The 20,294-nt window shown below is 73.3% G+C and carries 19 protein-coding genes; 1 reads left to right on the top strand and 18 read right to left on the bottom strand.

The window, feature by feature from the left end:
* Position 1: 1 nt before the first annotated feature.
* From AB0D49_RS27635 to AB0D49_RS27655, 5 genes are all read right to left on the bottom strand, one after another.
* On the bottom strand, positions 2-1,045 hold the full coding sequence (locus AB0D49_RS27635) for an LLM class flavin-dependent oxidoreductase (RefSeq protein ID WP_362762178.1): 1,044 nt from the start codon (positions 1,043-1,045) through the stop codon (positions 2-4).
* Between the two features lie 82 nt (positions 1,046-1,127).
* Positions 1,128-1,988, bottom strand: a complete 861-nt coding sequence (locus tag AB0D49_RS27640) for an MHYT domain-containing protein (RefSeq protein ID WP_362762180.1) — start codon at positions 1,986-1,988, stop codon at positions 1,128-1,130.
* Between the two features lie 142 nt (positions 1,989-2,130).
* On the bottom strand, positions 2,131-3,291 hold the full coding sequence (locus AB0D49_RS27645; RefSeq protein WP_362762412.1) for a glycoside hydrolase family 64 protein: 1,161 nt from the start codon (positions 3,289-3,291) through the stop codon (positions 2,131-2,133).
* Positions 3,292-3,697: 406 nt separating this feature from the next.
* On the bottom strand, positions 3,698-4,468 hold the full coding sequence (locus AB0D49_RS27650; RefSeq protein WP_362762182.1) for a dienelactone hydrolase family protein: 771 nt from the start codon (positions 4,466-4,468) through the stop codon (positions 3,698-3,700).
* Positions 4,469-4,567: 99 nt separating this feature from the next.
* Positions 4,568-5,188 (bottom strand): L-threonylcarbamoyladenylate synthase, encoded by a 621-nt coding sequence (locus tag AB0D49_RS27655; protein WP_362762184.1) that lies wholly within the window; start codon positions 5,186-5,188, stop codon positions 4,568-4,570.
* 153 nt (positions 5,189-5,341) lie between these two features.
* Between AB0D49_RS27655 and AB0D49_RS27660 the strand changes: the two genes are divergently transcribed.
* Positions 5,342-6,871 carry a helix-turn-helix domain-containing protein gene (locus AB0D49_RS27660; RefSeq protein ID WP_362762186.1) on the top strand — a complete coding sequence of 510 codons (1,530 nt, stop codon included), beginning with the start codon at positions 5,342-5,344 and terminating at the stop codon, positions 6,869-6,871.
* Between the two features lie 221 nt (positions 6,872-7,092).
* Here the strand turns inward: AB0D49_RS27660 and AB0D49_RS27665 are convergent, their stop codons facing one another.
* From AB0D49_RS27665 to AB0D49_RS27725, 13 genes are all read right to left on the bottom strand, one after another.
* On the bottom strand, positions 7,093-8,325 hold the full coding sequence (locus tag AB0D49_RS27665) for a cytochrome P450 (RefSeq protein ID WP_362762188.1): 1,233 nt from the start codon (positions 8,323-8,325) through the stop codon (positions 7,093-7,095).
* Positions 8,322-9,563 carry a cytochrome P450 gene (locus AB0D49_RS27670; protein ID WP_362762190.1) on the bottom strand — a complete coding sequence of 414 codons (1,242 nt, stop codon included), beginning with the start codon at positions 9,561-9,563 and terminating at the stop codon, positions 8,322-8,324. The genes AB0D49_RS27665 and AB0D49_RS27670 overlap by 4 nt, the downstream gene beginning before the upstream one ends.
* Positions 9,560-10,183: an ATP/GTP-binding protein gene (locus AB0D49_RS27675; protein WP_362762192.1), complete on the bottom strand. Its 624-nt coding sequence runs from the start codon at positions 10,181-10,183 to the stop codon at positions 9,560-9,562. The genes AB0D49_RS27670 and AB0D49_RS27675 overlap by 4 nt, the downstream gene beginning before the upstream one ends.
* Positions 10,158-10,517 (bottom strand): DUF742 domain-containing protein, encoded by a 360-nt coding sequence (locus AB0D49_RS27680; RefSeq protein ID WP_355733893.1) that lies wholly within the window; start codon positions 10,515-10,517, stop codon positions 10,158-10,160. Before AB0D49_RS27680 ends, AB0D49_RS27675 begins: the two co-directional genes overlap by 26 nt.
* Entirely contained in the window at positions 10,514-10,936 is a 423-nt protein-coding gene (locus tag AB0D49_RS27685) for a roadblock/LC7 domain-containing protein (protein WP_362762194.1), read from the bottom strand. Before AB0D49_RS27685 ends, AB0D49_RS27680 begins: the two co-directional genes overlap by 4 nt.
* The gene (locus AB0D49_RS27690) at positions 10,933-12,375 is read right to left on the bottom strand and encodes an ATP-binding protein (RefSeq protein ID WP_362762196.1); all 1,443 of its coding nucleotides are present in this window, start codon (positions 12,373-12,375) and stop codon (positions 10,933-10,935) included. The genes AB0D49_RS27685 and AB0D49_RS27690 overlap by 4 nt, the downstream gene beginning before the upstream one ends.
* A 323-nt stretch (positions 12,376-12,698) precedes the next feature.
* The gene (locus AB0D49_RS27695; protein ID WP_362762198.1) at positions 12,699-13,136 is read right to left on the bottom strand and encodes a TetR/AcrR family transcriptional regulator C-terminal domain-containing protein; all 438 of its coding nucleotides are present in this window, start codon (positions 13,134-13,136) and stop codon (positions 12,699-12,701) included.
* A 15-nt stretch (positions 13,137-13,151) separates the two neighbouring features.
* Positions 13,152-14,192, bottom strand: a complete 1,041-nt coding sequence (locus AB0D49_RS27700) for an NAD(P)-dependent alcohol dehydrogenase (RefSeq protein ID WP_362762200.1) — start codon at positions 14,190-14,192, stop codon at positions 13,152-13,154.
* A gap of 30 nt (positions 14,193-14,222) precedes the next feature.
* A complete protein-coding gene (locus tag AB0D49_RS27705) occupies positions 14,223-15,002 on the bottom strand; it encodes an SDR family oxidoreductase (RefSeq protein ID WP_362762201.1) in 780 nt (259 codons plus the stop codon).
* Positions 14,999-15,679, bottom strand: coding sequence for a TetR family transcriptional regulator (locus AB0D49_RS27710; protein ID WP_362762203.1), 681 nt, complete (start codon positions 15,677-15,679; stop codon positions 14,999-15,001). The genes AB0D49_RS27705 and AB0D49_RS27710 overlap by 4 nt, the downstream gene beginning before the upstream one ends.
* 199 nt (positions 15,680-15,878) lie before the next feature.
* Positions 15,879-17,318: a hypothetical protein gene (locus AB0D49_RS27715; RefSeq protein ID WP_362762205.1), complete on the bottom strand. Its 1,440-nt coding sequence runs from the start codon at positions 17,316-17,318 to the stop codon at positions 15,879-15,881.
* A 160-nt stretch (positions 17,319-17,478) separates the two neighbouring features.
* The gene (locus AB0D49_RS27720) at positions 17,479-18,345 is read right to left on the bottom strand and encodes a chitosanase (RefSeq protein ID WP_362762413.1); all 867 of its coding nucleotides are present in this window, start codon (positions 18,343-18,345) and stop codon (positions 17,479-17,481) included.
* A 226-nt stretch (positions 18,346-18,571) separates the two neighbouring features.
* On the bottom strand, positions 18,572-20,293 hold the full coding sequence (locus AB0D49_RS27725) for an ABC-F family ATP-binding cassette domain-containing protein (RefSeq protein ID WP_362762206.1): 1,722 nt from the start codon (positions 20,291-20,293) through the stop codon (positions 18,572-18,574).
* Between the last annotated feature and the right edge of the window lies 1 nt (position 20,294).

Here is a 20,294-nt window from a genome sequence, read left to right on the forward strand (position 1 = left end):
GTCAGGGCGCGGGACGGCCCAGCGCCGGGCCCAGCCTGGTCGCCATGTCGGTGAGGATCTGCGTGTAGTCCTCGGGCTCGAAGTCGAACGGCAGCGCGAACGCCACCTCGTCCACCTCACGGAAGGCGAGGTGCGCGTGCAGCCGTTCGGCGATCTCCTGCGAGGTGCCCACGATGTCCGGCGCGAACAGCAGCCGCGCCGGACCCTGCGGGGCCGCGGTACGGGCGGCGCGCCGGGCCGCGTACGCGCTGTACCTGGCGCGCTGGGCGGGGGTGGCCGAGTCCGTCGGGATCACCACCAGCCCCTGGGAGACCCGGGCCGCCTCGCCGTCCGGGTGCGCGGCCCGGAAGGCACGGATCTGGGCCAGCTGGATCGCCGCGAAGTCCCAGGACCCGGGCGCCATGTCCGGGTCGTCCGGACCTTCGGCCTTGACCACGCTGCTGGTCAGCAGGTTCATCCCGTGCTCGCCCGCCCAGCGGGCGGAGGACAGGCTGCCGCCGCCGTACCACAGCCGTCCGCCCAGGCTGGGGGAGTGCGGCTGCACCCGGTCCGAGTAGACCTCGAACCCCTCGGTGCCGCTGAAGTCGCTGGCGGGCTCGCCCCGCACCAGGTCCAGCAGCCGCCGCACCCGCCCGTACCCGAAGTCCTCGGCGTCGGCGGTGTCCGGGTACAGGGCGTCGCGCACCCGCTCGAAGTGGGTCGGTGTGCCGACACTCACCCCGGGGTTCAGCCGGCCGCCGGACAGCAGGTCGACGGTGGCCAGGTCCTCGGCGAGCCGCAGCGGGTTCTCCCAGCCCAGCGGGATCACCGCGGTGCCGAGGTCGATACGGCGGGTCCGCTGCGAGGCGGCGGCGAGAACGGCGACCGGGGAGGAGATGCCGTACTGGAGGTGGCGGTGCCGTACCCAGGCGCTGTCGAAGCCGAGCTGCTCACCGCGCTCGATGATCTCCAGGGTCGTCTCGTGGCCGCGGCGCGGATCGGCGCCGTCGAACAGCCCGATGGTCAGGAATCCCAGCTTGCGCAGGGGGCGTGGGGTGGGGGGCACGGGTTCCTCCGTCCGGCGGGGGTGGACAGACGTCCGCCGGACGTCAACCGCGCGCGGGACATGGCTGTTCCCGGCGCCCGGGTCACCACTGCCGCGGGGCGGGCGGCTCCCCGAACGGGGCGGCGGCCGTCCCGGCGCCGGTCTCGACGGCGGCGGCCGGGCGGCGGCGGGGCGAACGGGCGGCCGGGCCGGGGCGGTTCCACTCGCCGTCGCCCAGCACCAGCAGCGGGTCGAACATCACCACGACCCCGGCCAGCAGCAGGAACACCACCGGTCCGATCAGCATGGGCAGCGCCAGCGACGAGGCCGAGGCGCCGCTCCAGGACGTGGCCAGCGTGCCGTGCACCTCGACGCTGACCGCGGCCATGCCCGTGTAGTGCATCCCGGAGACGGCGACCCCCATCACCAGGCTGGCGCCGAGGCTGGCCAGGAAGCCGCGGATGGTGACGGCCGCCCACAGCGCGGCGGTCGCGGCGACGATCGCGATCACCACGGACAGGGTCACCGTCACGGCGTCGTAGTGCATCTCACCGTTCATGCGCAGCGCCGCCATGCCCAGGTAGTGCATGGCGGCGACGCCGAGTCCGGTGATGACACCGGCGAGCAGCAGCGTGCCCCGGCCCGCGCCGCGCACCCCGACCAGGAACACGCCGATACCGACCACGACCACCGCGACCAGCAGGCTGAGCAGGGTCAGTCCGGTGTCGTAGCGGATCCAGGTCTCCTGGACGTGGAAGCCCATCATCGCGATGAAGTGCATGGTCCAGATCCCGCAGCCGATCGACGCGGCGCCCAGCGCCAGCCAGCCCGGCCGCCATGTCCGTCCGTCCAGCAGCGACCGGACGGTGCACCGCAGTCCCAGCGCACCGCCCAGACAGGCCATCAGATACGCCGCAATCGGCGTCACCGCCCCATAACGGAAACCGTCCACTGTGCCGTCCATCGCCCCACTCCTCACAGATGTAAATGTTGTGTGGATTATCCATGGGGATGGTGGGGCTGATGAGGGACGGGTGTGTGCTCGCTCGGTGAACTCTTCACCCCGCCGTCCGCCGGACGGGGCCGCGCCCGGAGCGCCGGACCGGTCAGGAGAGCGGGTCCAGCGTCAGCCGGGCCTGCTGCGGGTTCCCGTCGTGCACCAGCGACTCATGGTTGCCGACGTCGTCGAAGGCGAACGCGTACGCCTTGCCGTCCGCCATCCGCTCATGGATGACCCGGGCGTAGTGGTTGGTCACCCCGTCCCGGTAGAAGTTCGCCGCCGACGGGTCCGGCTGGTTGGCGTTGACCAGCAGCGTCGAGCGGTTGAACCCCGCGCACAGGGTGCGGGAGATCGGGCCGCGCACCTGGTCGTTGGGGGCGTCCAGCAGCTTGTGGCAGCCGAAGACACTGTCCGCGTCGGGCTTGCGGAAGCTGGTCACCGTCGCGCCCGCGCCATTGGTGAAGTTCATGACGTCACCCGAGACCCGGCCGAAGTACTTGACGTCCGGCCGGTCCCCGAACGGGGTGACCGTCAGGGTCGTCGTCGAGTACCGCTGCCAGACCCGGTTGATGTAGTCGTCCAGTACGGTCCGGGACAGCCCGCCCGTCTCCATGCCGTACAGCGGGGCCAGCGCGCGCAGCACCGTGCCGTCCGGCCGGGTCTGCACCAGCCCCGACCAGCCGGGCTGGGCCCGCAGCGCCGCGAACACCCCGTTGTAGCCGCCCGCCTTGAGCTTCCCGGTGCTGACGACCCCGCCGTCGGCCCGCTGCACCCCGACCGAGTAGGGCGCGGAGAACATGTCGACCTGGGTGCTGTTCAGCCAGATACCGGCGTCGTTCAGCGTGTACTCGGACCAGTTGAAGAGGATGTTGCGGTTCGGGTCGCTCGGGTTCTGCACGGCGGGCTGCACCAGACCGCCGGTGGTCAGCCGGAAGTCCAGCTTCTGGCCGTAGGAGAAGTAGATCCGGCCCGACAGCTTGGGGATACGGATCGTCTTGGACTGCCCGGCGGCCGGACCCGGGATCGACGCGTCCGGCGCCGGGGTCGGCGGATTGCCCCCGGCGGGCCAGGCATGGAAGGCGCCGGACGCGTCCGCCCAGCCCTGCCGGCCGTCGGGCGCGGTACCGAGCACATAGACATGGACCGCGTCCGCGCGGCCCGAGTTGTTGGTGAGCGACAGCGGGATCGTGGCGGGTACGGCGGCCGTCGCGGGCGCCGGGGAACTCGCGCCGGCCGGTCCGCCGAGCGAGACCAGCGTGACGACCAGCGCGGTCGCCGCCGCGGCGGCCAGGGCGCGGTGCGTGTGGACGGTGGGCACTCTCCACCTCCGTGCGGGTGTGGGGGAAGCGGTGTGGAAGGGGCGTAGCGGGTGGGGGCTGTTCCAAGGTGATCAGTTGGTCCGGACCAGATCTGAGAGCGCTCTCAGATTCTCGCCGCGACGCGGGCATGTCAATGGAGCGGGTGTGGAGAGATGGGGAGCGGAGGGGGAGTGCGGAGACGGGGAGACGGGGTCCCGTCCTATGGGGACCGTCCTACGGGGACCCGCCCTACAGGACCGCCCTACGGGGACCCGCCCTACAGGACCGTCCTACGCGGACCCGCCCTACAGGACCGTCCTACGCGGACCCGCCCTACAGGACCGTCTACGGGGACCCGTCCTACATGAACCCGTCCTACAGGGACCCGCCCTGAAGGGTCCGCCCGAACAGCTCCAGCAGCGCGGCCCAGTGCCGCTCGTCCGCCGCCGCGTCGTACGCCGCGGTGTCCCGCTGGGTGAACCCGTGACCGGCGCCCGCGTACACCTCGCTCCGGTACCGCACACCCGCCGCCGTCAGCGCCTGCTCCAGCCGCTCGATCGCCTCCGGCGGGTTGGAGCGGTCGCCGTCGGCGTGGCCGAAGTACAGCTCGGCCGTGATCCGGTCGGCCAGCAGTTGCGGACTGTCCGGGTCCGTGGACGCCAGGTTCCCGCCGTGGAAACCGGCCGCCGCCGCCACCCGGTCCGGTCGGCTGCCCGCCGTGAACAGGGCCAGCCGCGCGCCCAGGCAGTAGCCCACGACCCCCACCGGCCCGTCCGTGACCGCCGGGTCCTCGGCGAGACGGCGCAGATAGAAGTCGGCGTCCCGCACCGCCCGCTCCGGGGTCAGCGCCCGGATCATCGGCAGGACCTGCTGGAACAGCTCCGGCCGGGCCACCGGATCGATGAACTCCGGCAGCTCCACGACCGGCGCGCGCCCCTGACGGTAGAACACATTGGGCAGCAGGACCGCGTACCCGGCCGCCGCCAGCCGGTCCGCCATGGCGGTCAGCGCGGGCCGCAGCCCGAAGCCGTCCATGTACATCAGCACCCCCGGGTGCGGACCGCCCCCGGCCGGGCGCACCAGATACGCGTCGGCGGTGCCGTCCGCGGCGGGGACGTCGACGTGCGTACTGTGTACGGCGGTCATGGGGATGCCTCCTGTGCGCTCGACGGCGGCGCCCGCGGGCCCGGTGGGGCGGACGCCGGTCATCGTGTCACGGCAGGTGCGCGCGGGCGCCCCGGAGCGTCACTCGAAGCGGGACGTGTCGCCCGCCCCGTACCGGACGATCTCCGCCTCGCCGTCCGAGAAGTCGATCACCGTGGTCGGCTCCGTGTCGCAGTCCCCGGAGTCCACCACCCCGTCCAGCACATGGTCGAGCCGGTCCTTGATCTCCCAGCCCTGGGTGAGCGGCTCCTCCTCGTCGGGCAGCAGCAGGGTGCTGGACAGCAGCGGCTCGCCCAGCGCGTGCAGCAGCGCCTGGGTCACCACATGGTCCGGGATGCGCACCCCGACGGTCTTCTTCTTGGGGTGCTGGAGCATCCGCGGCACCTCCTTGGTGGCCGGGAGGATGAAGGTGTAACTGCCGGGCGTGGACGCCTTGATCGCCCGGAACACATCGTTGTCCACCCGGACGAACTGCCCGAGCTGCGCGAAGTCCTGGCACACCAGGGTGAAGTGGTGCCGGTCGTCCAGATGCCGGATGGCCCGAATGCGTTCGATGCCGTCCCGGCTGCCGATCCGGCACCCGAGGGCGTAGCAGGAGTCCGTCGGGTACGCGATCAGCGCGTCCGCGCGGATGCTGTCGGCGATCTGGCCGATGGTCCGCGGCTGGGGGTTGTCGGGGTGCACGTCGTAGTACTTCGCCATTGGCCGAGCTTATGCCGTGCGGGCACGGACCGGGCGGGCCGCGCGGTACGCCGGACGGGCTCCAGTGGCCCGTGCCACAGCGGCCACCACCGGAGTGTGGGGTACGGTCCCTGGGCGGGACCGGGCCGACACCAGGAACGAGGAGTGGGACGCATGGCCGGCCAGGAAGGGGACGCCAGCGTCCCCGACGGCGACAGAGGCGACAGAGGCGACACAGACGGCGACAGAGGCGACCGCGCGGCACACTGGGCCGGGGAGCTGCTCGACCAGCTACGGCCGGCCGGCCGTGACCCCGCCCGGCTCATCGCCTGGCTCGCGGACGCGGTGGACGCCACGGTGTGCGTCCAGGACGCCCGGGGCAGGCTGCTCGCGGGCCGCCGGGTCCCCCTGGAGCCCGACCTCGCCGCGGCGGTAGCCGACGGACGGCTCGCCTCCGCCGCCCTGGAGGACGCCGGACGCCATCTGCGGCTGGTCCGGGTCGCGCTGCCCCCGCCCGCCGTCGGCGCCGTCCTCGCCGTCGCCCGCACCGCGCCCTTCGACCGGCGTGCCGCCGAGGTCGTCACCCACACCGCGTCCGTCCTGGAACTGCTGCTGCGGGCCCGGGAGTCGACCGTCGCCGGGCGGCGGCTCCAGCGCGCCGCCGCCGATCTGCGCCTCGCGATCCTCCAACTGCTGATGGTCGAGGACATCGTCGCCGCCCGCCGGGTCGCCGCCGGACTGTGGCCCGGCCTCCTCGACACCGACTCGGCCTTCGTCTACGTCGCCGAGAGCCGCCCCGAGGAACGCGACCGGCTCGCCGAGGAGTGTCTGGACGCCACCGGTGAACGGGCCCTGGTGGTGCGCTGCCCCGCCGTCGACGAACATGTGATCCTGGTCGTCCCCGGCGACCCCGAGGTCCGTCAGCTCCGCACCCTCGTCGGCGGCTGGCCCGGCGCCTTCCTCGGCGGCAGCGTCCGCCAGGACCTCGCCCGCACCGCCAGCGCCTACGGCCAGGCGGTCAGTGCGCTCGCCGTCGCCCGTTTCCGCCCCGACCAGGCCGCCGTGTACGCCGAGCGCTCGCACCCCGAACGCCTGATGGACCCGGTGGCGCTGCACGCCTGGTCCACCCGGGTGCTCCGGCCGCTGGACGCGCTGCCCCACCACACCCGCGCCGAACTCCTCGCCACCACCCGGCTCGGCCTTGAGTTCACCGCCGTCAGCGCCGCGAAGGTGCTCGGCGTCAGCCGCAACACCGTGCGCGCCCGCATGGACCGGGTGGAGCAGCTCCTCGGCACCGACTTCTCCGACCTGTCCGTCCGGGCCGCCGTCCATCTCGCGCTGAACAGCCAGGAGGGGCAGCCGCAGAGCACGGCCGACGCACCCCGGCCCGGCCGTCCGCACCTCGGCGACCTGCTCGCCGGGCCCGCGCTGCGCACCTGGTCCCACGACCTGCTGGCCCGGCTCGACGGCGACGGCCGCGATCTGCGCCGCACGGTCCGCACCTGGCTGGCTGCCGGAGCCAACGCCGAGCGCGCCGCCCAACTCCTCGGCGTCCACGCCCAGACCGTCCGCGAACGGGTACGGGGCGCCGAACCCGTACTGGAGCGGCAACTGCTCGCCTCGGGCAGCGATCTGTACGAGGTGGTGCTGTCCCATCTGGCGCTGGGCGAGCTGGTGCCGCCCGCTCTCGACCCGGTGAACTGAAACCAAGAGACAACCCGGGTGCCTGCAAAGTGAAACAAACCGGACTCACCTGTGCACGGTTGAGTGTTCCGGCCGCCCGATCGGGCATCGACACGGTTCACAATCGGCCGGTCGCCGACGTAAGTTCAACAGGCCGTGGACGCCACGACCGGCACGGGGGACCGGTCGGGCGTCCACGGCCCGTATACGGTACGACGCGTTCCGGGGCGCCCCGGACAGGCTCAGCCGCGCAGCCGCACCGGCACTTCCTGCCAGCCGAACGCTATGAACGACGGCACCTGACGCAGCTCCTCGGGCGCCACCGCCAGCCGCATGTCAGGGAACCGTTCGAACAGCGCGGGCAGCGCGGTCAGCGCCTCCAGCCGGGCCAGCGGCGCCCCGATGCAGCGGTGCACGCCGATCCCGAACGACAGATGGTCCTCCGGCCCGCGCGTCGCGTCGAACACCCCCGCGTCCGCCCCGTAGTGCGCCGGATCGAGCCCCGCAGCGGCGTAGGTGGTGATGATCGCGTCCCCCGCCGGAATGGTCACGTCCCCCACCACCAGGTCCTCCACCGCGAACCGCAGCGGCAGCGAGGCGATCGACGGATGCACCCGCAGCGTCTCGTCGATCACCGCGTCCCAGCCGATCTCGCCCGACCGCACCGCCGCGAGCTGCGCCGGATCGCGCAGCAGCGCCACCACCGCGTTGCCGATCAGATTCACCGTCGTCTCGAACCCGGCGCCTATCACCAGCAGCAGCGTGTACAGCAGCTCCTCGTCGCTGAGCCGGTCGCCGTCCTCGTCGCGGACCCGGATCAGCTCGCTGGTCAGATCGTCACCGGGATGCTCGGTGCGGTACCCGATCAGCGCGGGCAGCACCACACCGATCTGCCGCTGCACGGACGCCCCGTGCTCCGGGCTCGGGTCGGAGGTGTCCATGATGGCCGCGATCAGTGTGCCGGTCGCGTCCCGCAGCTCGTCCGGGACACCGAAGAGTTCGCAGATCAGCATCATCGGCAGCGGATGCGCCAGCCCCGCCCGGACATCCACCGTGCCGTCCTGCGCGGCGCCCGCCTCCAGGGCCTCCAGCAACTCCGCGGTGATCGCCTCCACCCGGGGCCGCAGCGCCTCCGTACGGCGCAGGGTGAAACTCGGGGCGACCAGCTTGCGCAGCCGCGCGTGGTCGGCGCCGTACGTGGAGAGCATGTTGACCACGCCGACCCAGCCGAGCACCCACCCCCACGACGGGTGCTCACCGACCTCGGGCCACAGCTTCCAGTGCAGTCGCGGGTCCCGGCTCACCCGCGGGTCGAGGATCAGCTCCTTGAGGACGTCGTAGCCGGTGGGCGCCCAGGCGGGGATGGAGCCGGGCAGATTCACCGGCACCACCGGGCCGCGCTCACGCAGCCGGGCGCTCTCGGCGGGTATGTCGGCCCCGAACGGGTCGAGGTCTATACGGTCGGTCACGGTCACGGCGACTCTCCAGGCTGGTCGGGCGAACGGGGACTGAACCGGACGGGCAGTGCGGTGAGCGAGCGGTGGAACGGGCCGGGACGCCAGGTCAGCCGCTCGCGGGGCAGGACCGGCTCCAGATCGGGCAGCCACTGGGTGAGCCGCTCGATGGCCTCGGTGGTGATCAGCAGGGCGTGCTGTTTGACCGGGCAGGTGTGCGGCCCGGCCGACCAGGACATGTGCGACGCGTCCCGGGGCCGGCCCCCGCCCGTGTCCGCCTGCTCGGCGAAGTGCGCCATCGCCCCGTAGGAGACGACGACCGGCACGGCGGCCCGCACCCAGGTGCCGTGGAAGGTGAGCGCCTTGCGGGCGTAGTGGATGCCGTAGTTGGCGAGCGGCGTCTCGTGGTGCAGCACCTCCACCACCGCGTCCATCACCGGCCGCGCCCCGTTGGTGAGCGTGGAGTAGTACTGCGGATTGCCGAGGATGCGCGACAGCGCGTTGGAGACCAGGTTGGTGGTCGGCTCGTGCCCGGCGCCCAGGGTCAGGAACACCTGCTGGGTCACCTCCTCCGGGGACAGCCCCGCCGGATGCTCCAGCAGCGCGCTCGGCATGTCGTCCCCGTGCCGTCGCACCTTCCCGGCGATCAGCTCCAGCACATACCCGCCGAACTCCTGCTCGCCCTGTGCCGCCTGCGCACCGCCCTCCATCATCTTGCCCAGCGCCGCGTTCAGCCGGTCGCTCTGGCTCTCCGGCAGCCCGAACAGGCTGTTGAACACCAGCGCCATCAGCGGACGGGCGAAGTCCGCCACCAGATCGGCCTCGCCGCGCGGCCCGAACCGGCTCACCAGCACATGCACCGCCCGGTGCACCCGCCCGCGCAGATCGTGCGGCTCGACCAGGTCGAACGAATCGATCAGCGCGGTCCGGTAGCGGACGTGCTCGGCGCCGTCCGCGAACAGGGTGTTGGGCCGCCATCGCATCATGCCCAGCACCGGCGAGTCGTCGGCGACCGTCGACTCCCAGGGCCGGGGATCGTGCGAGAACGTCTCCGTGTCGTGCAGCAGGTCGAGCGCCGCCCGCCGCCCTGTCACCACATACGCCGGCACCCCCGGCGCCAGCTCCGCCCAGCCCACCGGCCCCTGCTTGGCCAGCGCGTTGTAGTAGCGGTACGGGTCGAGCGCGAAGCCGTCCTCCCACAGCCGGACCGGGGCCGACCGCGAGAACGCGTCCTGGGCGGGGGGATAACTGGTGGTCACCGGTGCTCCGCGGGATTGCTGTCGATGAGGTGCTGGACCAGCGAGAGCAGCGCGTCGATCGACGACCCCTGGTCCCGGGCGTCGCACATCATCATCGGGGTGTCGATCTCCAGATCCAGCGCCTCACGCAACTGATCGCCCGAGTAGTGCCGGGGCGCGTCCGGGAAGGAGTTGAAGGCCACCGCGTACGGCAGTCCGCTCTCCTCCACCAGTCCGAGCACATCGAACGAGGCGTCGATACGGCGGCTGTCCACCAGGACCAGCGCGCCCAGCGCCCCATAGGCGATGTCGTCCCACAGCGAACGGAACCGCTCCTGGCCCGGGGTGCCGAACAGATAGAGCACGACCCCGCCCGCCAGCGAGATCCGCCCGAAGTCGATGGCGACGGTGGTCGTCGACTTCTCCCGCACGCCGTCGAGATCGTCGATCTGCGCGGACGCCTCGGTGAGCTGCTCCTCGGTGTGCAGCGGGCGGATCTCCGAGACGGAGTCGATCAGAGTCGTCTTGCCCACCCCGAACGGGCCGGTGACCAGGATCTTGACCAGGTCGCGTGCGGTGTCCGGGAGGTGGATGCCGCCGTCGTGGGCGGTGTCGCTAGTGCTTGAGGGCGCGGAGGCCATCGGCCACTCTCTTCAGCAGATCGGGGGCGAACCGTTCGGCGGGCGGGATCGGCGCACGGGCCAGGACCAGGCCCCGGTCGACCAGACAGGCGGCCAGCACCCGTACGGCGGAGACCGGCAGCCGCAGCAGGGCCGCCGCCTCCACCACGGTGAGCGAGCCCTCGTCCAGGACGTCCAGCAGGGCGAGCTGGGCGGCGGGCAGATCCTCGGGAAGATCCGCTCCGCTGCCCGTGAGCACGGACAGCCGCTCCAGGTGCGGGCGGCTCGGCCGCGCCACACCTCCCGTCGACAGATACGCGGGAACCAGGGGACGGCCGCCGGGGCGGCCCGTCATGCCGGAGTGCCGCCGTCGGTCCCTCGGGGCGCCGCGGCCATCGCCTTCTCACCCAGCCGGGCCACCTGCGAGTGGACCCGGTGGGCGAGCAGGTCGAGCCGTACCTCGGCATCCCCGTACCCGGCGACGACCGTGCCGTGGTCGGTCGGCACGATCAGTACATAGCCGTGCTCCGACTCGATCACGATCTGCCGTACCTCCGCCCGGTCACGGTCGGCGAACGCCGCCGCCGCCGTGCGGGCCGCGCCCTGCACGGTGCTGATGATGGCGGCCACCCGGTCGGCGGACGGCCGGGACAACGCGTCGGTGTATCCGGTCACAAGCCCGTCCCGGGTGAGCAGTACGGCCGCCACCACGTGCGGCACTTCCAGGATCGGTTCCAGCACCCAAGCGGTGTCGCCGGCGTCGCGGCTGGTCATCGGGGTGCTCCCCCTTCATGGTCGGAGTGTTCGGGGTCCTGCCCGGCTGAGCCGTCGAGGTCGTCGGCCGGCTCGCCGTGGGCCGAGGCGCGCGCCGCCGCGGTGCCGGACTGCAGCGCGCCGAGCGCGGCGGCGGCGTCCTCCGGACGGGGCGCGGGCCGTATCGGAGCGGCCGGCTCCCGGCGCGGTGAGCCCTGCGGCGGTACGGCGGGCCGGGAGCGGCGCCTGCGCCGGGGCAGCGCGTCCGGTTCCTCGCCGTCGTGCTCGGCGGCGGACAGATCCAGGTCGCCGCCGTAGCCGTGCGGCAGCCCGTCCCCGGCGAGCGGGTCGGCGTCCCGGAAGTCCAGCGTCTGCCGGTCGGAGCCGCTGCGGGTGGAGCGCGGCGCGCTGGCCGCCGGGGGCTTCTGCTCCGGGTCGATCCGGGTCAGCAGATGGCTGTCGACCCGCAGCACGGCCCGGACCCCGCCGTAGGGCGAGGGCGAGGAGAGATCGACGCCCAGGTCGAACTGGCGGGTGAGCTGGCCGATCGCGGCGAGTCCCATCCGCGGCGGATCACCGAGGTCGGTCAGCAGAATGGGTTCGGAACCGGCCACCAGCCGCTGGGCGCGGACCCGTTCGTCCTGGGTCATCCCGAGCCCGGCGTCGTCCACCGTGATACAGGCACCGTGGTGGACGTGCTCCAGGTTGACGGTGATCTCGGTGTCCGGCGCGGAGTGCCGCAACGCGTTGTCCAGCAGCTCCGCGACGATGATGGCGACCGGCTCCACGGCGTGCGACACCAGGGCCGTGCCCGCCTCCAGATGGTTGTTCACCCGCACCCGGTGATAGCCCGCGATCCGGGACTGACCACCCGTGACGGCGTCCACCACATGGGACTCCTCACGGGCCAGCCCCACCCACGCCCCGCACACCACCGCGGCCACCTGCGCCCGGCGCAGCGACTGCTCGTTCTCGTGGTCGAGGGCGAACAGGGTCTGGGTCAGCTCGGGGTCGTCGTAGCGCTGCTGGAGACCGCGCAGGGCGTCCTGGAGCCGGTACAGCGCCGCCTGGATCTCCCGGGTGGCGCCGCGCATCCCGGCCTGGGCGGCGGCGTCGATCCGGGTGCGCTGCGCCTGCAACTCGATGCGCAGCCCGTTGAGGACGTCCTCCAGGGCGATGCCGAGGGGGGTGCCGGCCGTCTGCGGGCGGGCCGGACCCGGTACGGCGATGTGCGGATGGTTCAGCTGCCGCGCGGCGGACGGCATGCGGTGGTCGGCCAGTTGTTCCAGTTCGGCGATGAACGAGGCCATGGTGTCGTCGAGCCGCCCGCGTAAGGCGGCGATCTCCGCCCGTTGCCGGGCCTGTCTCTTCCGGGACCGCAGCAGGCCGCCGCCGAGGGCGAAGGCGGACAGGGTGCCGGCGGCGAGGGAGCCGACGGCAAGCTCCGGTAGTTCGATCATCTGGGGCGTTCCAGGGAGGTCGGCGCGAACAACGGGCAGGAGCGTGCCGGGGGTTGAGAAGATCCACAACCCCTGTGACGTGATACTCGCAGCACAGTACACAGTGTCATCGGTCGAAATCGCGCACCGGGACGCGACTTCCTGCCGGAATGCCGTCCAGGCCGCCCGGCTCTGCGGCAACTGTCGGAAATGACGGTGAAGTTGAGTGACTTGATGTGTGGAGGTGACAGAGGCTCATTCACGGGCGCGTTGGCCGGAAACACCTCAGTGGGGGATCGTGACCGGTCGGCCGGGACTCAGGGACGACACAGCGTGACCACAGGTCAGGGTCGGTCCCCGTCGAGCAGCCGGGCCAGCCCGAAGGCGAACCGGGCGTCGTAGGAGTCCTGGGCCGGCAGCCGGACCCCGATCCTCGCCAGCGCCGGACAGCCCTCGGCGGCGAGATCGGCGACCGGGAGCCGGACGTCGTCCGCCGGAGCGCTCTGCTCCTCCTGGGTGAGACCGCGCGTGAAGTGGACCAGCGCCCAGCACAGCCGGGCCGCGTCCTCCTCCGGGTGGCCCGCCTCCAGCAGCGCGGCCACCACCACCTCCGCCACCCGCAGGGTGCGGCCCGTCCCGGCGAACGTCCCGGCGACCAGCCGCCCGCCGTCGCGGTGGGCGAGCAGCGCCGCCCGGTAGCGGCCCACGACCACCCGGACCCGCTCGCCGGGGTCGGCGGGCAGCCCGTCCGTGGCGACCGAACCGACCACGGTGTCCGCCATCGGCTCGATCGTCCGTCAGCCGTTCGGCACGATCACCGCGCGGCCGTTGATCCGCCCGTGGTGCAGCCGCTCGTACGCCTCCGGGGCCTCGTCCAGCGAGAACGTCTCCGTGTGCACCGACACCGCGCCCGACCGGGCGAGTGCCAGCACCTCGATCAGCTCGCCGCGGCTGCCCCAGTACGGCGCCGACACCGACACCTCGAACGCCTGCCGTCCGAAGCCCACCGGCAGCGCCCCGCCGCCGATGCCGACCAGCGTGACATCCGCCTCCACGGCCGCCACCGCGCCCGCCGTGGCCACCGTCGGCTCCGCGCCGACGAAGTCGAACACGGCCTGCGCGCCCGTGCCGCCGGTCAGCTCGCGCACCGCGTCCGCCGCGGCGGCGTCCGACAGCACTGTCTCGTGCGCCCCCACCTGCCGGGCCAGCCGCAGCTTGTCCTCGCTCACATCCAGCGCGATCACCCGGGCCGGGGTCAGCGCCCGCAGCAACTGGATCGCCACATGCCCGAGCCCGCCGGTACCGATCACCACGGCCGTCGCACCAGGTGTCAGCTTGGGCAGCGAGCGCTTGATCGCGTGGTACGGCGTCAGCCCCGCGTCGGTCAGCGGTACCGCCGCCACCGGGTCGAGCCCGTCCAGCGGCACCAGATGCCGGGCGTCGTCCACCAGCAGGTACTCGGCCATCGCACCCGGCGTCCCCAGGCCCGGCGGATGGATACCGAGGTCGGCGGCGCGCAGACAGTAGTTCTCCTTGCCCTCCGCGCACTTGGCGCAGGTCCCGCAGCCCCACGGCCCGTACACCGCGACCGCGTCGCCCTCCTGGACACCGGTCACCCCGGCGCCCATCGCCGCGACCGTGCCCACCCCCTCATGGCCGAGGGTGAGCGGCAGGTCGTACGGGAACTGGTCGGCGGGCCAGCTCATCACCGCGATGTCCGAGTGGCACACCCCGGCCGCCGTGACCTTCAGCAGCACCTGGCCGGGGCCGGGCTCGGGGTCGGGGACCGTGACCACCTCGGGGGCGGCGCCTATCGCGCGGTACTGGAGTGCCTTCATGGGTGTCTCCTTCCAGGGCCCGGGGCCCGCTCAGACGGCCGTGTAGCCGCCGTCGACCAGGTGGTAGCTGCCGTGGACGAACGAGGCCCGGTCCGACAGCAGGAACGCGATCAGCTCGGCGACCTCCCCGGCCCGCCCCAGCCGGCCCACCGGATGCAGCCCGACCAGACCGTCGTACGCCGTCCGGTCCATGTTCTTGAGCAGGGGGGTGTCGATGAAGCCGGGGCCCACCGCGTTGACCCGGATGCCCTTCGCCGCGTACTCGGCGCCCGCCGCCTTGGTCAGGCCCAGCACGCCGTGCTTGGCGGCGGTGTAGGCGGGCGAGTGGGGGAAGGCGACCGAGCCGAGGATGGACGCCACGTTGACGATCGCGCCGCCCTTGCCGCCCGCCTCGATCACCGGCAGCTCGTAGCGCAGGGAGTAGAAGACGCCGTCCAGGTTGGTGCGGACGACCCGGTCGTACTCCTCGATGTCGTAGGCGCCGGTCGGGGCGCTGGGGCCGCCGATGCCCGCGTTGTTCACGGCCAGGTCCAGGGCGCCGAACGTGTCGGTGGTGAAGCGGACGGCCGCCTCGACCGACTCGGGGCGGGTCACGTCCAGCGCGGTCGCCGCCGCTTCGACGCCCTGTTCCTTGAGGTCGGCGGCTGCCCTGGCGGCTCCCTCGGCGTTGTGGTCGGCGATCACGATCCGGGCGCCGCCCGCGCCGAGCCGCTGGGCGGTGGCCAGTCCGATGCCGGAGGCGGCGCCGGTGACCAGGGCGGTCCGGCCGGAGAACTCGGTGGCGTAGTCGGTCACGGGAAGGGCGTTCATGGTGCCTCTCGGTGTGCGGTGCGGGCCGCTTCGGCGGCCTCGGCGGTCAGGGCGTCATAGGCCCGCTCCACCAGCGCGGCCAGGTCCGCCGCGCCGGTGTCGTGGTCGTAGGGGCCGCGGACCCACAGGCGGAGCGCGGCCGTCAGGACTCCGGCGGCGGCGTCGGCGAGGACGGCGGGACGGATGTCGTCGGCGCCGCCGAGGCGTGCGGCGAGGATGCGGCTCGACTCCTCCTGGGCGTCCACCCGGATGCGTTCGTACGCGGCGAACAGCGCGGGCTCGGCGTCGAGCAGGGCGAGCAGACGGCGGGTCACCGGGCGGACGTGCCACGCCGGGTCCGTGGTGTCGGCCAGCCAGGTGGCGACCGCGCGGCGGTAGGCGAGCAGCGGGGGCTCGGTGGCGGGGCGGGCGCGCAGCCGGTCGTTGATCCGGCGGCCGTCCTCACGGACGAAGTCCAGCGCCGCGTCCTCCTTGCCGGTGAAGTGGCGGCTGAAGGTGCGGCGGGTGACGTCGGCGCGGTCGGCTATCGCCTCCACGGTGGTCGCCGCGAGTCCGCGCTCCAGGATCAGCTCCAGCGCGGCCGTCGCCAGCGCGTCGCGTGTCCGCCGTGCCTTGCGGCGCCGGCGGTCCGCCTCGGGGGAGGGGGCGGCGATGGCTGCGGGCTCCGTTGCCTTCATGTGTTCGAGGGTACCTGGGAAATGTCCCGAGGGGACATGTGACCCGGTGAGACTTGTGTCCCACCGGGACAGGAGAGTCTCGTTCGTGGGGTCCGTGGGGTCCGTGGGGTCCGTGGGTCAGTGGGTCCGTGCGTCCCCGGGGTCCGTGGGTCCGTGGGTCCGTGGGGTCAGGGTTCCGTGGGGTCAGGGGGCCGCCGGGTCAAGGGGCGATGCCCACGCCGTCGACGCGGCTCCAGGCGCGTTCCTGGGTGGAGGTCAGCGCGGGCCAGGTCAGTCCGCCGGGGCGCGGCAGGACGCGCGAGGCGTACGGGGCCGGACGGTACCCCGGGTCGAAGTGGCAGCCCGTGCCGTGGACCGTGGCGAAGGCGGGGCAGGACGCGGCGACCGAGCGGGCCGTCGGCCGGTGACCGGTGCGCGCCCAGCGGTCCAGCGCGGCGATCGAGGCCGCGTACTCGGCGTCGCTCAGCTCGCTGTGCTCGGTCTCCGTGGTGAACGTCTGCACCAGGTACCGGTCCCGGTGCGCGCCCTTGAGCGTGGCGTGGTACGCCGACTCGTGCTCCACGAACGCGGTCGGGTCACCGATGGCGTGCAGGGTCAGCACCGGGATCGACACCTTGCCGGTCGGATCGCTGTCGTAGGACAGGTCGCGGCGGGCGGTGGGATCGGCGGTGAAGCGCTGGACGCGCGCGTTGAGCGCCTCGTCGTCGTGCGAACCGGAGTAGCGCACCCCGGTGGAGGTGAACGGATTGCGCCCGCCGAGGCGTTCGCTCACGAGGTCGCGGAACGTGAAGGTGGCGAACCGCAGATGGGACTCCAGGGTGCGCTCGGGGATGCCGGTGACGGCGAGGATGTCGTCCAGGTTGCGCTGCTGGAGGGCGGTCCGCTCCGGGGGCGGGGAGGCGAGGCCGGTGCACTCCTGGAGGCGGGCGCGCAGTCCGGCGGCGGTCATCGTGGAGTCGGCGCGCAGGCCCTGCCAGAGCGGGTACTGCGGCTCGGTGGGGCGCGGGTGGTTGCCGCAGTAGTACTGGTGGACGACGCGGAGGTCGACCCGGTGGTCGTAGCCGCGCGAAGCGCCGCCCAGGACGCCGTTGGTCAAGAGCGCGCCGTCGTAGGGGCCGTTGCGGGTGCCGTGGATCTCCGCGACCTTGGCGGCGACGTTCCCGCCCCAGGACTGGCCGTGCACATAGGTGCGGTCGGGGCGGCCGAAGCGGCTGACGAACGCCCGCCGGGCGCTCTCGGTGTCGGCGGCGGCCATCCGGGTCCCATAGCCGCCCCGGCGGTACGAGGAGCCCGCCCACGCGTAGCCCTCCTTCACCATCACCGACCAGCGGGCCAGGTCGTCCTGGCTGCGGGCGGGGTCGGAGGCGGCGCCCAGGTCGGGGCCGCCGTGGGCGTGGACGACCAGGGAGCCGTTCCAGTCCGTGGGGAGCGCGAGGGTGTAGTGGGCTCCGGCGGCGTCCTGGCCGGTGAGGCAGGTGGCCTCGGCCGCCAGGTCGGCGGGGCAGGGGATGGGGGTGGGGGCGGGGGTGGGTGCCTGGGTGGGCGTGGGGTGCGCCGTGGGCGTCGACAGCAGGGTGGCGGCCAGCGCCGCGGCGAGGGCCGGGCCGGTCCGGCGGAGGATGCGTGCACGAGTGGTCATGGCGCCTTTTCCCTTGCGGCTCGCGGGCGCCTCGTCGCGCCTCGGGCAGGGATGCTAGGAACGGGGTCGGCCGTGGGCCACAGGGAAGATCCTTGCGTTCATATTGGTCGTGCCGGTGGGGTTGGTGGGGCGAGTAGGCCGAGTGGGGCCGGTGGGGTCGTCAGTCGAGGTGGTAGCTGTCGCCGTACACCTTCCAGTCGAGGGGGGTGTCGAGGGCGAGGTTGCGGGCGCGCAGGAAGATCCGCTGGGCGGTGTCGACGCGGCTGGTGTCGCTGTGCGCCTCCTCCTGGCGCATCGCCCAGACGCGGGCGTCGAGGAAGGCGTCGAGCCAGCGCACCTCGTCGCCGCCCCGGGCGGGCGGCACGGCCGAGCGCAGAGCGCGGCGGCGGATGCTGCCGAAGCTGGTCGCGTCACCGCCGTCGCCGTGCATCACCAGCGTGTCGTAGTACGCGAACTGGCCGAGGGCCCCGAGCCGGTCCGTCGTGCCCTGGCGGACGGCGGGGTCGAAGTAGACGCGGTCGCGTTCGTCGTTCTGCGCCCGCTGGAACACCCGGTCCTGGGCGGCCCGGCGCCAGTCGCGGGGGTAGTCCGGGTCCAGCCCGGCGTGTGAGTCGGTGCCGTCGACCCGGCGCAGCGCCGGGAGGTAACCGGCAAGAACGTTGCCGGGTTTGCGGCGGGCGTACAGCTCCACCAGGTCCAGCATGTCGCCGGTGCCGGAGCAGAAGCCGATGATGCCGGCCGTGTAGCCCCGGCCGTCGCCGATGTCCTCGATGTACGGGTACTGCGCCGTCCAGTCGAGGGAGGAGTTCTCGGCGCTGGAGACCAGCCGCATGGCGATCTCCTTCTTCACCGGGTCGTCCAGACCGCGCGTTCGCGCCCGCGCGGGGGCCGGGTCGGGGTCGGGGGGCGCCGATGCCGGTGGCGCGGGCTCGCGGAAGGTGAACAGCGGGGCTGTCACCAGCGCCGCTCCGGTGAGGGCGAGGAGGGTGCGGCGGGTGGTGGGGGCGGAGCGGCGGCGGGGGCTCATGGGGTGGGTCACGGGGGCTGGCTCCGAACGGTGGGGGGAGGGGGGTTGGCTGCCTGGTCCGTGGCTCGCGCGGGCCGGGCCCGCGCGAGCCTTCATCGAGAGGGATCGCCAAGGATCGCCAGGGATCGCCAGGGATAGCCAGGGATCGCCTACGGATGCTCTCCGGTGCGCTGCCAGATATCTGATAGGAAAGTTTCCTATCAGGCTGCCCCTGTCGTGCCCACCCTCATGGGCGAGAATTGGCAGGCGCTTTGCCCACCTCCAGCGCTTTGCCCACCTCCAGCCGTGGCCAGTGTGCGAGGTCCGCCGACAGTTGCCGGTCGTGGGTCGCGACCACGACCGCCGCGCTCGTGTCGCGCAGCGCCTGCGTCAACGCGTCGACCAGGGGCGCCGACAGATGGTTCGTCGGTTCGTCGAGGAGTAGCAGTCCGGGCCTTCCGGCCAGCGCCAGCGCCAGGTCGAGGCGCCGCCGCTGTCCCTGCGACAGACGGCCCACCGGAGTGCGCAGCGCCTCGGAGTCCAGCAGCCCGAGCGCTCCCGGCCCACCGCTCTCCACGGCCCCCGGCCCCCCGGCAGCGACCAGCCGGTCCACATGCCGGGCGTACACGTCGTACGCGCTGCGCTCCAAGTCCTGTACGGCGGTCTCCTGGGCCACCAGCGCGACACGGGCGCCCCGCGCGCACCGGACGTATCCCTCGGTCGGCGGCAGCGCGCCGGACAGCACGGACAGGAGCGTCGACTTCCCGGCGCCGTTCGGCCCGGTGACGAGGAGGCGGTCACCGGCGTCCAGGGTCAGGTCCACGGGCGTGGGGAGGCGGCCCGCCACCGTGACGCCGTGGGCGCGGAGTTGCGGGGCGCCGCGCCGGACGCCCGGCTCCGGCCAGCGGGGCACGGGCGGCGGGGGCGGCACGTCCACGGGGTGCGCCGCCAGCGCCTCCTGCTGCCGCCGCAGCGCCTGGACGACGCCGGGCGCGCGGGACTGGCGCTGGTGCTTGCCGGTGCCCTTCTCCGGCCGCCAGCCGGTGGCGAGCCGGTCCTGTGCCTGGGCCACGGCGTCGGTCAACCGGCGGTGCTCGGCCCGCTGTTCCTCGTGGTCCCGCTCCCAGCGCTCGCGTTCGCGCCGCCGCGCCGGGCCCCAGGCGTCGTAGCCGCCCGCGTACAGCCGCGGCCTGCCGTCGCGGGTCGGGTCGAGGTCGAGGAAGCGGTCCGCGACCGCGCGCAGCAGCGCCCGGTCATGGCTGACCAGGGCCAGCGCACCGCTGTGGGCGCGCAGCCGGTGGGTGAGGAAGTCCAGCCCGGTGGAGTCGAGATGGTTGGTCGGCTCGTCCAGCAGCAGGATGTCGTGGTGCGCGCCGAGCAGACAGGCCAGCCGGACCCGGTAGCGCTGACCGACCGACAGGGTGGCCAGCGGGCGGGCGCGGTCCGCGCAGGCGTCCAGCGCCGCCAGCGCCAGGTCGACCCGGCGTTCCGCGTCCCAGGCGTCCAGTGCGGTGGCCGCCTCCAGGGCGACGGCGTACCGGTCGTCGGCCGCCGGGTCGCCGTCGGCCAGGGCGGCGGACGCCTCGTCCAGCGCGGCGAGCGCTGCCCGGGAGGCGGACAGGGCGGCGGACGTCAGTGTGCCGACCGTCTCGCCGTCCTGGACGGTCAGTTCCTGGCGGGCCAGACCGATCGTGCCGGACCGGTGGACGGTTCCGCTGTCCGGTGCGATCAGCCCGGCCAGGATGTGCAGCAGGGTCGTCTTGCCGCGGCCGTTCTCACCGACGACGGCGATCCGGGCCCGCGCGGAGACGGTCACCGACACCGTGTCCAGGACGCGGCGGGCGCCTCGGGTGACGGTGACGTTCTCGGCGCGCAGGTGTGCGCTGCCGCGCGGGGCGGCGTCGGGCGCTGTATTGGATGCCGACGTGGCGGAGGGCAGGGGGGAGGGGTTCAGAGGAGGGGTGTTCAAG

It is taken from the genome of Streptomyces sp. NPDC048290, assembly GCF_040652095.1.
In the GTDB taxonomy this organism is placed as follows: Bacteria; Actinomycetota; Actinomycetes; order Streptomycetales; family Streptomycetaceae; genus Streptomyces.

Excerpts from the sequence above, each read along its gene's own strand:
- AB0D49_RS27710 (WP_362762203.1), bottom strand. The coding sequence starts at position 15,679 with ATGAAGGCAACGGAGCCCGCAGCCATCGCCGCCCCCTCCCCCGAGGCG.
- AB0D49_RS27720 (WP_362762413.1), bottom strand. The coding sequence starts at position 18,345 with ATGAGCCCCCGCCGCCGCTCCGCCCCCACCACCCGCCGCACCCTCCTC.
- AB0D49_RS27650 (WP_362762182.1), bottom strand. The coding sequence starts at position 4,468 with ATGACCGCCGTACACAGTACGCACGTCGACGTCCCCGCCGCGGACGGC.
- AB0D49_RS27660 (WP_362762186.1), top strand. The coding sequence starts at position 5,342 with ATGGCCGGCCAGGAAGGGGACGCCAGCGTCCCCGACGGCGACAGAGGC.
- AB0D49_RS27715 (WP_362762205.1), bottom strand. The coding sequence starts at position 17,318 with ATGACCACTCGTGCACGCATCCTCCGCCGGACCGGCCCGGCCCTCGCC.
- AB0D49_RS27700 (WP_362762200.1), bottom strand. The coding sequence starts at position 14,192 with ATGAAGGCACTCCAGTACCGCGCGATAGGCGCCGCCCCCGAGGTGGTC.
- AB0D49_RS27655 (WP_362762184.1), bottom strand. The coding sequence starts at position 5,188 with ATGGCGAAGTACTACGACGTGCACCCCGACAACCCCCAGCCGCGGACC.
- AB0D49_RS27695 (WP_362762198.1), bottom strand. The coding sequence starts at position 13,136 with ATGGCGGACACCGTGGTCGGTTCGGTCGCCACGGACGGGCTGCCCGCC.
- AB0D49_RS27680 (WP_355733893.1), bottom strand. The coding sequence starts at position 10,517 with ATGACGGGCCGCCCCGGCGGCCGTCCCCTGGTTCCCGCGTATCTGTCG.
- AB0D49_RS27640 (WP_362762180.1), bottom strand. The coding sequence starts at position 1,988 with ATGGACGGCACAGTGGACGGTTTCCGTTATGGGGCGGTGACGCCGATT.
- AB0D49_RS27675 (WP_362762192.1), bottom strand. The coding sequence starts at position 10,183 with ATGGCCTCCGCGCCCTCAAGCACTAGCGACACCGCCCACGACGGCGGC.
- AB0D49_RS27685 (WP_362762194.1), bottom strand. The coding sequence starts at position 10,936 with ATGACCAGCCGCGACGCCGGCGACACCGCTTGGGTGCTGGAACCGATC.
- AB0D49_RS27705 (WP_362762201.1), bottom strand. The coding sequence starts at position 15,002 with ATGAACGCCCTTCCCGTGACCGACTACGCCACCGAGTTCTCCGGCCGG.
- AB0D49_RS27690 (WP_362762196.1), bottom strand. The coding sequence starts at position 12,375 with ATGATCGAACTACCGGAGCTTGCCGTCGGCTCCCTCGCCGCCGGCACC.